This is a genomic window from Paenibacillus kribbensis (assembly GCF_001705305.1).
Classification (GTDB): domain Bacteria; phylum Bacillota; class Bacilli; order Paenibacillales; family Paenibacillaceae; genus Paenibacillus; species Paenibacillus kribbensis_B.
Genome location: NZ_MCBP01000021.1, coordinates 1 through 13,224, shown reverse-complemented (window position 1 = coordinate 13,224; position 13,224 = coordinate 1). Strand labels below are relative to the sequence as shown.

The following is a 13,224-nucleotide window of genomic DNA, read 5'->3' as shown; positions in this document are numbered from 1 at the left end:
AATTTGAACGCAAAAAAAGACTCCCTTCTATTCGAAAGTGGAGCCCCGTAATGCGGACATCGTCAAATAGTTCATAAAGCTCGTCGCTTTAAGGGAAAGTATATCGTTAACGAGCCTGTGCAGCGGAGGAATACCCTCCTTTTCATATTTATGGCTAACACAATTCCATACGTCCTTACTTGTGACATGCTCATAGCCTACGAGAACCAACTCGTCTGCCTTGCTTTGACACAGCATCTCTATGGCGTCATCCCAATCCTGCTCATCCAGCTCTTCCATACCCACGATGGTCGTTCCTCCTCCCAGCGACTCCGTTTCCGCAAATCAGCAATTAGCGGGATCATTGACTGCTTTATATAACATTTCTATCCTGATCTTGGAAAATCCTTCTTTTTGTCGAAAATAGCCGTAAATCAACAATATATGCATTCATTTCGCTCGTCAATAGCAGAATTCACCACCTTCCCTCTGCTTGCCTGGATTGCTCTGCTATTAATCCGAAAAGCTTGTCATGAACATGGACAGGTCTGGCATATCTTTTAAAGTAACGCATAGATGGAGAATTACATTTGGGGGAAGAGGGAGTTGCGATTGAAAAAGCAGACATTCATCCATGGAGCAATTATTTTATTGGCAGCGGGAATCATCAATCGGCTACTGGGCTTTATTCCGCGAATCGCGCTCCCGCGTATTATCGGACCCGAAGGAGTCGGCTTATACCAACAGGGGTATCCCTTTTTTATCGTGCTGGTGACTCTTATTACCGGGGGAATCCCACTTGCGGTAGCCAAACTTGTAGCCGAAGCTGAAACTGCGGGACAACCCGAAATGTCAAGGCGTATTTTACACACCAGCCTGCGCTTTACCATTACACTCAGCCTGCTCGCTATGGTACTATGTCTTGTGTTCGCACCTTGGATCACAAGCCACATCCTGACCGACAACCGTGTGTATTATACATTTATTAGCATGAGTCCAATGATTGTTATCGTTGCTGTATCCTCTGCCTACAGGGGCTATTTTCAGGGAAAACAAAATATGATTCCGTCCGCCAGCTCCTCGATTGCCGAAACTGTCATGCGCATTTTTTGCGTCATTTGGTTTGCATACTTGCTCCTTCCTTACGGTGTTGCCTACGCTGCTGCAGGAGCCATGCTCGGTGCATTGGCGGGCGAGCTAATTGGTATGATTGTGCTGCTATGGCAATACGTAATGAACCAGCGAAGGGATGGTTCTCCCCCTCAAATGAAGACATCTTTGCCCTCTGACGCTCGTCCTGAGGAATCGTCCGTTTTGTCACGTCTTATGTCTATATCCGTTCCTGTTACGGCGGGGAGGCTCGTCGGCTCCTTGTCCTATTTGCTCGAATCCATTTTATGTATGCGCAGCCTCGCCGTAGCAGGCATTGCAACTGGTATCGCAACTGCACAATATGGGGCCATGCAGGGCATGGTCATCCCTGTATTATTACTACCAGGTGTTCTCACCAGTTCACTGGCTGTTTCACTCGTCCCTTCCTTATCTGAAGCAGCTGCCAAGGGACACATTACGGCCATTCACAAACGTTTGCATCAGTCGCTTCGGCTCGCTTTGGTTGCAGGAGCCCCATTCGCCGTTATCATGTACGTGCTGGCAGAGCCTTTGTGTCTGTTACTATACAATAATGGCGATATTGCAGGCATGCTTAAACTCATGGCTCCTTTTGCTCTGTTTATGTACATCCAGGCTCCGCTTCAGGCGGCACTTCAAGCCCTGGATCGTCCCGGGAGTGCTTTATTTAACACCTTTGTCGGAGCCGTTATCAAAATTGTGCTTATCGTCTGGCTTGCTTCTCAGCCTCAGTATGGTATCTACGGAGCGGTCATCGCCATTTGCATTAACAATGCCATTGTCACCCTTCTGCATGGCTTCAGTGTCAGCAGACTACTTCGCTTTCGCGTGCGTTTGCTTGATTTCTGGAAAACCGGGGCAGGGATGATCATTATGGCAGCTGCGGTATTATATGTTTACAGACATCTGGCAGTGTTCAACCAAATGTGGCTTCAATTTATTTTTGCCGCAGGGGTGGGGATTATACTGTACCTTTTCCTGATGACCTCCATCAAAATGATTGACTGGGACAACCTTACCCGCATTCCCATTCTGAGAAGATGGTTTAAAGCCAAAGAAATCTAATCCGAAGATTCCCCAAAGGTCGGTGGCGTAACATATACATGACCTCTATGATTCACAGTGCATAAGAAAACATCTTTAAAATCTTTGTGACCCTTCGCTTGAATCTGATTTTTAAGCCAAAATCGGTTCATATCCATCCGCTCCAAATTTCGGTCCAGCACCTTGCCATCCATAATTAATGGAACAGGCAGACCTTCATATCTAAACTTCCCACCGATTTGAGGAGTAGGATGAACTTTTTCCACCTTTTGCTCAATATTCGTCAAATTCCTTTGACTTAAATCCTGTCTCATTTTGTCTAACTCTGCATATTCGTCTTTATCATCCTTAGCTACCACCGTGAGCTTGCCTGTGGTTTCCAAAATAACACATTCAACTTCGTCCAGACTTTCAAAATTTTGTTCACGAAGCTGTAACAACAAATCATCTAAATTGTAGCGTTGCTTAGCCATTTCATCCTTGTTTAGTTGTCCATTAGAGTACAATACACTGGGCCGGCCATCGAATAGCAGGCGCAGACGTCGGCTTTTAAGACTGAAATAGGAAATCCCAATTTGCAAAATCAACAGTACTCCTAAAGGAATCAACCCTTCATAAAGTGGACGTTTTATATCCTCCAGGCTGAATACAGCAATTTCCGCAATCATAATGGATATGACGAGATCGAATACAGACAATTTTCCGATCTCCCTTTTACCCATCAAGCGCATCACCAGATATACGATAAAATACATGAGCAGCGTTCGAAAAATATGAGCAAAAATATCGTGACTCAATATGTTCGCCTCCTCCCCAGTACTTTGCGACAAGACATTAATTGTTCATTGTACACGTATTCTGACCGTTCCCCACTTGACTCATACAAAAAACAAAAGGCTAAATTATTGAAATAAAGAGAAAGACTGCTTGCGACTTGGTACTAAGCCTGAAGGCTTGACCATAGAATGATAATAGTTCAAACCTTGGTACAGGAGGAATTATCAATGGAGCTCATTCGCCGCTGGTGTTCGTTTCGTCTGGCCCATCCCATTTTATCCGGCTTATTTTATGCTTTTGCATGGATGCTGCTTGGCGCATTGATTCTTTCACTACTGTTGTGGCTGACACAGCTGCAGGAACAGGACTTATCCCTGTATACGTACATCGTTCACGCATTCGCTATGCTATCCGGCGGGTTCGTCGCAGGTAAAAGATCAACCAACAAAGGCTGGTATCAAGGCGGCATTACAGGCATCCTGTATGGCCTTATCGTTCTTCTGGTCGGTTTTCTGGCACTGGATGCGGGCATGAACGCTAAAGACCTGCTGCACTTAGGAATTGCCTTTGTTATAGGCGCGGGAGGCGGGATGTTCGGAATTAACCTTAGTAAATAATCAAAATAAAAATGTATGCATGCTTCCCATGTCACAAAGCAACACAAAAAAACCGAGCCTCCTCAAAGGCTCGGTTTTTACATGATGATCAACAGCATTCTACGACTTAGAAACAGCTTCCTCGGATGCTGTATCTTTTGCAATCGCATTACTGATTGCACTGCGGTCAAAGGTCAGCTTCGTCACATCATTCACACGCAAAACAACCACATCGTCCGTAATCTCCACAATTGTACCGTGAAGACCTCCGATTGTAATCACTTTATCTCCCTTTTTCAAAGCTTGAAGCATCGATTGACGCTGCTTTTGTTTTTTCTGATTCGGACGAATCAGCAAGAAATAGAAGATTACAAACATCAGAGCCAGTGGCCAGATCATTTGAAAAAGTCCCCCAGCTCCACCGGGTGCAGTCGCAGCTGTAGCAAATTGAAACATGTTAAATCCCCCTTTCATATACTCTCCCCTAAAACTTAAAAGCCTTTATCATTATCATGAAGACCATACTGCTCAAAAAATTCATCGCGGAAATCAAGCAGTCTGTCATCCATAATCGCTTGTCTGACATTACGCATCAATTGTATTAAGAAATGCAAGTTATGATACGTTGTCAGTCGGAGCCCGAAGGTTTCATCTGCTTTAATTAAATGTCGCAAGTACGCGCGTGAATAATTGCGACAAGTGTAGCAATCACAAGCCGGATCAAGCGGGCCAAAATCGCTTGCAAAATTGGCATTACGAACGACAAGACGACCTTGACTTGTCATCGTTGTCCCGTTGCGAGCAATCCGGGTTGGAAGTACACAATCGAACATATCCACACCACGGATAGAGCCTTCAATCAAGGCATCCGGTGAACCTACGCCCATTAAATAACGTGGCTTGTTGGTAGGAAGCAGCGGAACTGTATAATCAAGCACTTCATACATCAAATGCTTTGGTTCCCCCACACTCAGTCCACCAATAGCATACCCCGGGAAATCCATGGAAGTCAAATCTGCCGCACTTTGCTTGCGTAGATCTTCATGCATCCCCCCTTGTACAATGGCGAACAGCCCTTGATCATGAGGACGCGCATGTGCTTCCAAACAACGCTCAGCCCAACGGCTGGTGCGTTCCAGTGACTTTTTCACGTATTCATACTCAGCCGGGAACGGTGGACATTCATCGAAAGCCATCATAATATCCGAGCCAAGTGAGTTCTGAATTTCCATCGCCACTTCCGGCGAAAGAAACTTCTTATCTCCATTTAAATGAGAGCGAAAATGAACGCCCTCCTCTGAAATCTTACGCATTTCACTTAAGGAAAACACCTGGAATCCGCCACTGTCTGTTAAAATAGGACGATCCCAATTCATAAACTTGTGCAGTCCGCCCGCTTCACGAATAATATCATGACCGGGACGAAGGAACAGATGGTACGTGTTACTCAAAATAATTTGAGCATCCATCTCCTTCAATTCCTCAGGACTCATCGTCTTGACTGTAGCTTGCGTCCCCACAGGCATAAAGGTTGGTGTCTCAATAACCCCGTGAGGTGTATGCACACGCCCGAGACGGGCTCCTGATTGCTTGCAGGTCTTAATATGTTCGTATCTTATTGCTGGTGCCATATTTTCTCTACCATCCTTAATTAATAAATGAACATTGCGTCCCCGAAGCTAAAAAACCGATATTCGCGGTCAATCGCCTCCTGGTAAGCATGCATAATATTCTCCCTGCCCGCCAGTGCGCTGACCAGCATAACCAGGGTGGATTTAGGCAAATGGAAATTCGTAATCATTGCATCCACCACACGGAATTCATAACCTGGGTAAATAAAAATCTGTGTCCAGCCACTGCTAGCCTGCAATACTCCATCCGCAAATGTATTGCCCACCGTCTCCAGCGTTCGGCAACTGGTTGTCCCCACTGCTACAACTCTTCCGCCGCGCGCCTTGGTTTCATTGAGTACATCCGCCGTTTCCTGTGACAATGAATAATATTCCTCGTGCATGACATGCTCTTCAATCGTATCCACGGACATCGGTCTGAACGTCCCTAAGCCAACATGAAGTGTGACAAAGGCAATGGAAACACCCTTCTCCCTAATTTGGTCCAGCAATTGTTCTGTAAAATGCAGTCCTGCCGTTGGAGCCGCAGCAGAGCCTTCGTGCCGAGCATAAACCGTCTGATAACGCTCGCGATCATCCAGTTGCTCCTTGATATAAGGCGGAAGCGGCATTTGCCCAAGGCGGTCCAGGATCTCTTGAAAAATACCTTCATAAAAAAAGGAAAGCACCCTTCCCCCCATATCTCCTTCTTCCTCAATAACTGCCTTCAGCTCATCACCGAAAACGATAACAGCTCCCTTTTTTAGCTTCTTACCGGGTTTTACCAATGCTTCCCACCGGTCCCCTTCCAGTTGCTTAAGCAGCAGCACCTCGGCCTTAGCCCCCGTATCTTCCTTAATACCGAACAAACGTGCAGGAATCACTCGCGTATCGTTCAATACCAGCGTATCCCCCGGACTGAGATACTGGACAATATCCGAAAATGTATGATGCTCCACTTCACCGTTATTCTTGTTCAACGTCAGCAATCTGGAAGCACTCCGCTCCAGCAAAGGCGTCTGAGCAATTAATGCTTCAGGTAATTCAAAATCATAGTCGTTTACGTTCATATATTGGTCATTCCTTAACTATATCCACATTTTTGTAATAGTGTTGCAAAATTTTCTTGTAATCATACCCCTGCTCGGCCAAACCGTTGGCTCCCCATTGCGACAAGCCCAACCCATGACCATTTCCTTTGCCTGTAAAAATAAAGCTTTGTGTTTTGTCAATGACTCGTGCATGACGGTCTTCATTCATGACGATCACCCCGTTACCGCTTGAAGTGCTGCTCCCGGATGCTGACAGAATTTGAGTTCCTTGCGCACCACTTATATGAGAAGTAGCCCCATCTGCGCCTAATACAGTATAACTGCCGGTACTCGCAATATCAAACAGAGTGCTAGGTAATCCCCCCATCGCTGAACGATACATATCGGGGTATTTTACAGTCAAAGGTGACCCGTTGGCTTCAACCTCCAGCACACGTCCTGAAGGACCGCGTTTGGTAACATCCAGATGACTAATAGAGGTCGGTACTGTACCTGTTACTTTCCCTTGTAGTGATTTAGCAATTTGCGCTGATGTAAAAGGTCCACGCACCCATGCATAGTCTCCGGATTGAGGCACCTTGTCCAAAACAATCATCTCTTCACCCGGTTGCGCCTTGGCTACTGGTGCAACGGCTGATTGAATTTGGGGAATAGGGCGCACATTGGTATTTTCAGCAGTAACGGTAATTTTGTCTAACCCTGCTTCTGTGACTCCCTCCAACTCCTTGGCATTATCCTCACGTATATAACCTGTCTTGCCATTGGAGAGAAGTACATGATACCACTCCTGTGCTCCTTTTTGCGCTGTTGTATCTCCCGAACTGTCTACGCTGGCGAATGCTTCACCACCGCTGTTCCATACCTCGGAAGCATCTGCTGTTACACCGCCCGCATTAGATGAAAATACAGCTTCGACCACTTTGCCGCCGCTTTTAATGACTTCACCAGCCGTGGCATCTACAGCCTCACTGACATTCGTGTGTTCCGATCCTTTGCCGTTGTAAGCCTGGCTTAACGTTCCATCCACCACATTGCCGATCTGAAACCGATTGCCTTGGGCAAGGGCATAGCTGCGGGCCGCTACCGCTTGAGCCTTGAGGGCTTCAGCCGGCCATGAGGAGTAGACCTCAGCTCCTACCACGGAATACAAATACTGCTCGAGCGGTACATCATTAACAAGCGCCAGTTGCCCTGATGTCATGCTAATCTCCATGTCGCCGCGATATGTACGCAGTGATCTTTCAACCACTTGAATCCCATTATTACCACCGTTGACAATGACCTTGCTGTTATCAGAGCCACTCAGCATATAATGTGACATCGCTTGCGAGCCTGTCGTTACTCCTGCTTCTTGTCTTATTATGAGTCCAGTTTGAGTAGCACTAACTTTAGATAACGTAAGTTTGGGCTGCTTGCTCTCCAGCTCTGTTTTTAAAGTCGACAGCTTGCTGTCGTTACTCTCTTCTCCAACCCACACAGCATACTGACCTCTTGATTGAATCACAGTAAAAGCATCAAAGCCTGCGGCAGCAATTGTAGCTCGAACGAGATTTGCCTCCTGCTCGCTTCCATAGCTTCCTGTAGACCAGTGTTTATTCCCCTTAACTTCAGCCTGCGCTCCGGTTGCGGTAGAAATCCGTTGTACAGCAGCCTGTGCGGACTGTTCACTTGCATACATTCCCGCGTACACCTGATAGACAGAGCTACCGTTTTTAGAACCGATAAAAACCGTAGGTTTATCATTCGTTTTTTGCAGGACTTGAGCCGCTTTAATCGCTGCTGCTTCATTTCCTTCAAGTACCTTCACCCGATAGCTGTCCACACTAAAACGAGCGGTGCTGTCCGGTAGTCCCATCCAAGCCTGAAAACTGCCTTCACTGTTCTGTCCGACACTCAGACCTTCTGGTGATTTCAAGGTTACCGCTGGAACTGTTGCTTTATATTTACTGCCTAGATCCGCAAAGATCACTACACGAATATCTTCCTGGGCGGCAGCAGCGTGAACACTCGAAGACCAGGGTATGCAAACTGTAGCTAAAACCATAATCACTGCTGCTCGTTTGGCCCGGCCCTTCCATGCACTGAAAATTGTTTTTCGGTTCAATGCTTTTCCATTCATTTCTGGCTCCCCCCATCTGGCTATCCTAGCATGCATAAAGCATGATTTGGCGGGATCTCGGCCATCGCCTGTCCCTTTAAATACATCGGCGGAATAAACCGAAATTTGAACACGCACAATTCTTACTCACATGGTCTTTTCCCCTAACGAACCTATTCCGCCAATATCGTACTTAACTATATCGTGCTTAACTATATCGTACTACCCTATCGCACTTACCATAATTGCGTAGCTACGCTATAAATTAATCTCAATTACATTTCTCTTTAAACCGTATTTTGCGCTGTTCTCTTGAATTTAAAGTCCTTCATTCCTAGTCACCGTGGATCCGTTGGCATGGGAATTCCAAGGTGAGCATATGCCGCTGGAGTCACCGTCCGTCCCCGAGGTGTTCTTTGTAAAAGTCCAATTTGTAGCAAATATGGCTCATATACATCCTCAATCGTCTGGCTCTCTTCACCGATCGTTGCAGCAATGGTATCCAATCCCACAGGTCCGCCCCGAAATGAATGAATCATGGACTTAAGCATTTTATGATCAATTTCATCCAGTCCGAGAGGATCAATTTGAAGTCTTTTCAGCGCCTCTGCGGCCAATTCTGAATGAATCATACCGTCTCCGGCAACTTGGGCAAAATCACGCACCCTTTTTAACAGTCGATTCGCAATCCGTGGTGTCCCCCGTGAACGCAATGCAATTTCTTCGGCTGCATCCCCAACGATCTCAATTTCCATAATATCCGCGTTTCTGGATACGATGTAGGCCAGCTCATCCGTCGTATAAAACTCCAATCGACTGATAACACCAAACCGGTCGCGCAACGGCGCAGAAAGCAGCCCAGCGCGTGTAGTAGCCCCTATAAGGGTAAAGGGCGGCAAATCCAGGCGAACTGAACGCGCACTCGGGCCTTTACCAATCATAATGTCCAGCGCAAAATCCTCCATCGCCGGGTACATGACTTCTTCCACCGTACGATGGAGGCGATGAATTTCATCGATGAACAAAACATCGCCTTCTTGAAGATTGGTCAGCAGCGCTGCCAAGTCTCCGGGTCTTTCAATCGCAGGCCCTGAGGTGGTACGCAAATTAACCCCTAGTTCATTCGCAATAATGTTGGCGAGAGTCGTTTTACCCAATCCAGGTGGACCGTACAACAGTACATGATCCAGCGCTTCCTTACGCATCTTGGCCGCTTCAATGTAAATTTTCAAATTTTCCTTAACCTGATTTTGCCCGATATATTCATTAAGATAACGGGGGCGAAGGCTTAGCTCCGCCGTCTGGTCTTCCATCATCAAATTGGCGGAAATAATCCGATCTTCCATTTTCCATCGCTCCTCTTTTCACCAGACTTCTGTCAACGGACATCAGCGTCCTATCCGGCAAACAACAGTTGCAAAGCCCGTTTCATCAAAATATCGGCAGATTCATCAGGTTTCGCATCCTTCTTCATTCTGCTCCATACCTTATCCAACTCTGCATCTGTGTAACCGAGCGCCTTGAGCGCCTCACGTGCCTCGCCCCAATACGAACCCTCGCCCTCTTCCACGACAGGCTCTGCAAACAATCCGGTTACTATCCCCAGCGAACCAATCCCGTCCAGCTTGTCTTTCAAATCCAGAATCATGCGTTGCGCAGTCTTTTTACCGATTCCCGGCAACTTGGTGAGAAATGTGATATTTTCCTGATAAATCGCCGTCACCACATGAGCAGGCGTACCGCCTCCCAAAATCCCAAGTGCCACACGTGGTCCAATACCAGATACATCGATCAGTTTACGGAATAATTGCTGTTCCTCACGGGTTGCAAACCCGAACAGTAAAATAGCATCTTCCCTTACATGATGATGAATGTAAATAACCACCGGTCCTTCCGTTTTGACGAAGGCGTAAGGATTCGGACAGAACACCCGATATCCCACCCCCTGCACATCCAAAACGACATATTCATTTTCCAAGTGAGCCACAGAACCACGCAAGAAATCTATCATTTTCGCAATACCTCATTTAATTTTGAATTTAGCCCATAGGAATGCGCATGACAAATAGCCACCGCCAAAGCATCCGCTACATCATCCGGTTTCGGCACAGCCTGAAGCTTTAGAAACATTCTAACCATCTCCTGTACCTGCTTCTTCTCCGCCTTGCCGTACCCTACAATAGCCTGCTTTACCTGCATCGGCGTATATTCCCCTATAGGGAGATTACGTTGCTTTGCAGCCAGCACCAGCACACCACGCGCCTGACTTACAGACATAGCAGTCGTAACGTTGCGATTAAAAAAAAGCTTCTCCAGCGCTACCGTATCAGGCTTATATTTATCAATCAATTGCAACATGCCTTCATACACATGAAGCAGCCTATCTTCTTCCGGTGTATGGGCTTCTGTCTGAATGCAGCCGTACTGCACAGGAACCACCTTACTCCCAATCTTGTCCACAAATCCGAAGCCCACAATAGCAATACCCGGATCAATTCCTAGAAAACGCAAAAAAATCTCTCCCCTATCGCTAAACCATGGCATTAACTTACCATCAGCCAACTCTGTCCTGAATACATTTATCGCTAAATTCCATACAAAGCGAACATATGTGTCGTTCATTTCATTATAACAAAACTTTGCATCTAATAGAGGAAAAAAATTTAACTCTGAGTGAAAACATAAAAAGAGACGCCACAAGCATCACCTGATCGGTAAAAGCCTGACGTCTCTTGCTTCTAATCAATATTGCTGTTTTAATACCCTCTGTGTTCGTTCCACCGCAAAGTCACTAAAAGTAGAGATTACACTGTTATACTCGTTTATATCCTGTACACGGATTCCCTGTTGAAGTTGTTCATACACCCCCTCCGGCAAAGCCGTTTCCATGGAGTCCACATCCAGTTGGAAAAAAGTCCGTATAACCTTCTCCTTTTTAGGTGGCCCTTCAAACAAAGTGAGCTGTCCGTCAGCGCTCAAGCCCATGTAGCCGTGCTCTTTACACGATTCTGACAGGTCCTCCACCCTCCGCTCCAGCCATACCTCTCCCTTAGTATTAAGTCGTCCCTTCCAGTCGGGATGCTGTTTCAGTAAATTTTCCAGCTGCTGTGAGCTTAGCGTTCCCAAGGAAAGTGTTTCGGTACCACACACATAGGTGGTTAACAGGTGAGTTTTTCTGCTTATACCGGAAGCACGTATGCTTTGCAAAACCTGCATCTGTGAGGAGCGATCTTCAGCCGGTGTTGTGTGTGAGGATTCCTCCATATCAACCTCTGCCATAGCGGTAGTAGCGAGTGGCTGTGACAGCATAGCTTGCATATGTCTTGAAAACAGAACACCCAACCCAGCCAGCAAACAAGCTACTCCAAAAATGGTGCAGGCCCATACCGTTCTTCTTCCCTGTTTCCAGCGCCGTTTCATTTGTTTTTTCCAACTTAATCGCTTCACAGTAATCCCTTCCGTCCCACTTTTTGTGTTAGTGTGACCTGGCGATTACTGAATTATACAAAAAGATAATAAATACAATAAAAAAGCCGCTGCTTCCAGCGACTTTCCCTTTGAATCGGGATGACACGATTTGAACATGCGACCCCCTGGTCCCAAACCAGGTGCTCTACCAAGCTGAGCTACATCCCGAAATACATGCCGGTGAGAGGACTCGAACCTCCACGGTTTCCCTCACGATTTTGAGTCGCGCGCGTCTGCCAATTCCGCCACACCGGCTTATGAAGTTAATGGCGCGCCCTGAGAGATTCGAACTCCCGGCCTTTTGATTCGTAGTCAAACGCTCTATCCAGCTGAGCTAAGGGCGCAAATATGGAGCGGACGACGGGAATCGAACCCGCGACCCTCGCCTTGGCAAGGCGATGCTCTACCGCTGAGCCACGTCCGCAATACAATTATATTATAACATATAATTTCAAAAATGGTGAGCCATGAAGGACTCGAACCTTCGACACCCTGATTAAAAGTCAGGTGCTCTACCAACTGAGCTAATGGCTCCCAACAGGGTAATGTAACTTTATAAAAATGGCGGAACTGACGGGATTCGAACCCGCGATCTCCTGCGTGACAGGCAGGCATGTTAGGCCTCTACACCACAGTTCCATAATAAAGTTAATTGGTTGCGGGGGCAGGATTTGAACCTGCGACCTTCGGGTTATGAGCCCGACGAGCTACCGAACTGCTCCACCCCGCGACAGTAAAAAGGATTTCTATTAAATTATTTATGGTGGAGGCTGAGGGGATCGAACCCCCGACCCTCTGCTTGTAAGGCAGATGCTCTCCCAGCTGAGCTAAGCCTCCATATTATGACCCGTAGGGGATTCGAACCCCTGTTACCTCCGTGAAAGGGAGGTGTCTTAACCCCTTGACCAACGGGCCATGCAACAAAATAATTCTGGCGGAGAGAGAGGGATTCGAACCCTCGAGACGCTTTTGGCGCCTACACGATTTCCAATCGTGCTCCTTCGGCCAACTCGGACACCTCTCCATATGGCTCCCCGAACAGGACTCGAACCTGTGACAACTCGATTAACAGTCGAGTGCTCTACCAACTGAGCTATCAGGGAATAATAATCATAAAACTTGCTTGGCGGCGTCCTACTCTCCCAGGACCCTGCGGTCCAAGTACCATCGGCGCTGGAGGGCTTAACGGTCGTGTTCGGGATGGGTACGTGTGGAACCCCTCCGCTATCGCCACCAAACATGAATTTGCTTCGCAAATTCTTCTGGATGGTTATTCGGTTCATCACCTATCGTGTGAATGAATAGCCATGCGCTTGTCGTATGCACTTGTACATACCTTCAAGGTGTTACACCCTGAAAACTGGATCCGAAACTCCATTGCGCTCTATCTTTAGGATAAGCCCTCGACCGATTAGTATTGGTCAGCTCCATGCATTACTGCACTTCCACCCCCAACCTATCTACCTCGT

At 47.0% G+C, this 13,224-nt stretch carries 12 protein-coding genes, 11 tRNA genes and 2 rRNA genes; 2 read left to right on the top strand and 23 right to left on the bottom strand.

Annotated elements, in window-relative coordinates; all coding sequences use genetic code 11:
• Window positions 1–27: 27 nt before the first annotated feature.
• Window positions 28–285 (bottom strand): post-transcriptional regulator, encoded by a 258-nt coding sequence (locus BAZ21_RS25455; protein WP_010347638.1) that lies wholly within the window; start codon window positions 283–285, stop codon window positions 28–30.
• A gap of 306 nt (window positions 286–591) precedes the next feature.
• Between BAZ21_RS25455 and spoVB the strand changes: the two genes are divergently transcribed.
• Window positions 592–2,175, top strand: coding sequence for a stage V sporulation protein B (gene spoVB, locus BAZ21_RS25450; RefSeq protein WP_068505622.1), 1,584 nt, complete (start codon window positions 592–594; stop codon window positions 2,173–2,175).
• Here the strand turns inward: spoVB and BAZ21_RS25445 are convergent.
• Entirely contained in the window at window positions 2,172–2,951 is a 780-nt protein-coding gene (locus BAZ21_RS25445; protein WP_068505621.1) for a DUF421 domain-containing protein, read from the bottom strand. The two genes, spoVB and BAZ21_RS25445, sit on opposite strands and share 4 nt — an antisense overlap.
• Before the next feature lie 207 nt (window positions 2,952–3,158).
• Between BAZ21_RS25445 and BAZ21_RS25440 the strand changes: the two genes are divergently transcribed.
• A complete protein-coding gene (locus tag BAZ21_RS25440; protein WP_068505620.1) occupies window positions 3,159–3,548 on the top strand; it encodes a TIGR04086 family membrane protein in 390 nt (129 codons plus the stop codon).
• Window positions 3,549–3,647: 99 nt separating this feature from the next.
• Here BAZ21_RS25440 and yajC read toward each other — a convergent pair whose 3' ends face one another.
• The 21 genes from yajC to BAZ21_RS25335 all read right to left on the bottom strand — a co-directional run.
• A complete protein-coding gene (yajC, locus tag BAZ21_RS25435; protein WP_068505619.1) occupies window positions 3,648–3,983 on the bottom strand; it encodes a preprotein translocase subunit YajC in 336 nt (111 codons plus the stop codon).
• Window positions 3,984–4,018: 35 nt separating this feature from the next.
• The gene (gene tgt / locus BAZ21_RS25430; protein ID WP_007431672.1) at window positions 4,019–5,158 is read right to left on the bottom strand and encodes a tRNA guanosine(34) transglycosylase Tgt; all 1,140 of its coding nucleotides are present in this window, start codon (window positions 5,156–5,158) and stop codon (window positions 4,019–4,021) included.
• 20 nt (window positions 5,159–5,178) lie between these two features.
• Window positions 5,179–6,207 carry a tRNA preQ1(34) S-adenosylmethionine ribosyltransferase-isomerase QueA gene (queA, locus tag BAZ21_RS25425; protein ID WP_068505618.1) on the bottom strand — a complete coding sequence of 343 codons (1,029 nt, stop codon included), beginning with the start codon at window positions 6,205–6,207 and terminating at the stop codon, window positions 5,179–5,181.
• A gap of 7 nt (window positions 6,208–6,214) precedes the next feature.
• The gene (locus BAZ21_RS25420) at window positions 6,215–8,308 is read right to left on the bottom strand and encodes a SpoIID/LytB domain-containing protein (RefSeq protein WP_068505617.1); all 2,094 of its coding nucleotides are present in this window, start codon (window positions 8,306–8,308) and stop codon (window positions 6,215–6,217) included.
• 317 nt (window positions 8,309–8,625) lie between these two features.
• Window positions 8,626–9,633: a Holliday junction branch migration DNA helicase RuvB gene (gene ruvB, locus BAZ21_RS25415; RefSeq protein WP_068505616.1), complete on the bottom strand. Its 1,008-nt coding sequence runs from the start codon at window positions 9,631–9,633 to the stop codon at window positions 8,626–8,628.
• 50 nt (window positions 9,634–9,683) lie between these two features.
• On the bottom strand, window positions 9,684–10,298 hold the full coding sequence (gene ruvA / locus BAZ21_RS25410) for a Holliday junction branch migration protein RuvA (protein ID WP_068505615.1): 615 nt from the start codon (window positions 10,296–10,298) through the stop codon (window positions 9,684–9,686).
• Window positions 10,295–10,798: a crossover junction endodeoxyribonuclease RuvC gene (gene ruvC / locus BAZ21_RS25405; RefSeq protein WP_068505614.1), complete on the bottom strand. Its 504-nt coding sequence runs from the start codon at window positions 10,796–10,798 to the stop codon at window positions 10,295–10,297. The genes ruvA and ruvC overlap by 4 nt, the downstream gene beginning before the upstream one ends.
• A 231-nt stretch (window positions 10,799–11,029) precedes the next feature.
• Window positions 11,030–11,734 (bottom strand): BofC C-terminal domain-containing protein, encoded by a 705-nt coding sequence (locus BAZ21_RS25400; protein WP_068505613.1) that lies wholly within the window; start codon window positions 11,732–11,734, stop codon window positions 11,030–11,032.
• Window positions 11,735–11,849: 115 nt separating this feature from the next.
• A tRNA-Pro gene (locus BAZ21_RS25395) sits at window positions 11,850–11,923 on the bottom strand.
• A 7-nt stretch (window positions 11,924–11,930) separates the two neighbouring features.
• Window positions 11,931–12,010, bottom strand: a tRNA-Leu gene (locus BAZ21_RS25390).
• Between the two features lie 12 nt (window positions 12,011–12,022).
• Window positions 12,023–12,099, bottom strand: a tRNA-Arg gene (locus BAZ21_RS25385).
• 5 nt (window positions 12,100–12,104) lie between these two features.
• Window positions 12,105–12,179, bottom strand: a tRNA-Gly gene (locus tag BAZ21_RS25380).
• Between the two features lie 34 nt (window positions 12,180–12,213).
• A tRNA-Lys gene (locus tag BAZ21_RS25375) sits at window positions 12,214–12,289 on the bottom strand.
• A 28-nt stretch (window positions 12,290–12,317) separates the two neighbouring features.
• Window positions 12,318–12,394 (bottom strand) — tRNA-Asp (locus BAZ21_RS25370).
• Between the two features lie 14 nt (window positions 12,395–12,408).
• Window positions 12,409–12,485 (bottom strand) — tRNA-Met (locus BAZ21_RS25365).
• A 31-nt stretch (window positions 12,486–12,516) separates the two neighbouring features.
• Window positions 12,517–12,592, bottom strand: a tRNA-Val gene (locus BAZ21_RS25360).
• Between the two features lie 6 nt (window positions 12,593–12,598).
• A tRNA-Glu gene (locus BAZ21_RS25355) sits at window positions 12,599–12,670 on the bottom strand.
• Window positions 12,671–12,687: 17 nt separating this feature from the next.
• Window positions 12,688–12,779: transfer RNA gene (locus BAZ21_RS25350), tRNA-Ser, on the bottom strand.
• 3 nt (window positions 12,780–12,782) lie between these two features.
• Window positions 12,783–12,858: transfer RNA gene (locus tag BAZ21_RS25345), tRNA-Asn, on the bottom strand.
• A gap of 18 nt (window positions 12,859–12,876) precedes the next feature.
• A 5S ribosomal RNA gene (rrf, locus tag BAZ21_RS25340) occupies window positions 12,877–12,993 on the bottom strand.
• A gap of 153 nt (window positions 12,994–13,146) precedes the next feature.
• A 23S ribosomal RNA gene (locus BAZ21_RS25335) occupies window positions 13,147–13,224 on the bottom strand; the annotation flags it as partial.

Coding starts and splice junctions, on each gene's coding strand:
- BAZ21_RS25440 (WP_068505620.1), top strand. CDS start 3,159: ATGGAGCTCATTCGCCGCTGGTGTTCGTTTCGTCTGGCCCATCCCATT.
- yajC (WP_068505619.1), bottom strand. CDS start 3,983: ATGTTTCAATTTGCTACAGCTGCGACTGCACCCGGTGGAGCTGGGGGA.
- tgt (WP_007431672.1), bottom strand. CDS start 5,158: ATGGCACCAGCAATAAGATACGAACATATTAAGACCTGCAAGCAATCA.
- ruvA (WP_068505615.1), bottom strand. CDS start 10,298: ATGATAGATTTCTTGCGTGGTTCTGTGGCTCACTTGGAAAATGAATAT.
- BAZ21_RS25420 (WP_068505617.1), bottom strand. CDS start 8,308: ATGAATGGAAAAGCATTGAACCGAAAAACAATTTTCAGTGCATGGAAG.
- ruvB (WP_068505616.1), bottom strand. CDS start 9,633: ATGGAAGATCGGATTATTTCCGCCAATTTGATGATGGAAGACCAGACG.
- queA (WP_068505618.1), bottom strand. CDS start 6,207: ATGAACGTAAACGACTATGATTTTGAATTACCTGAAGCATTAATTGCT.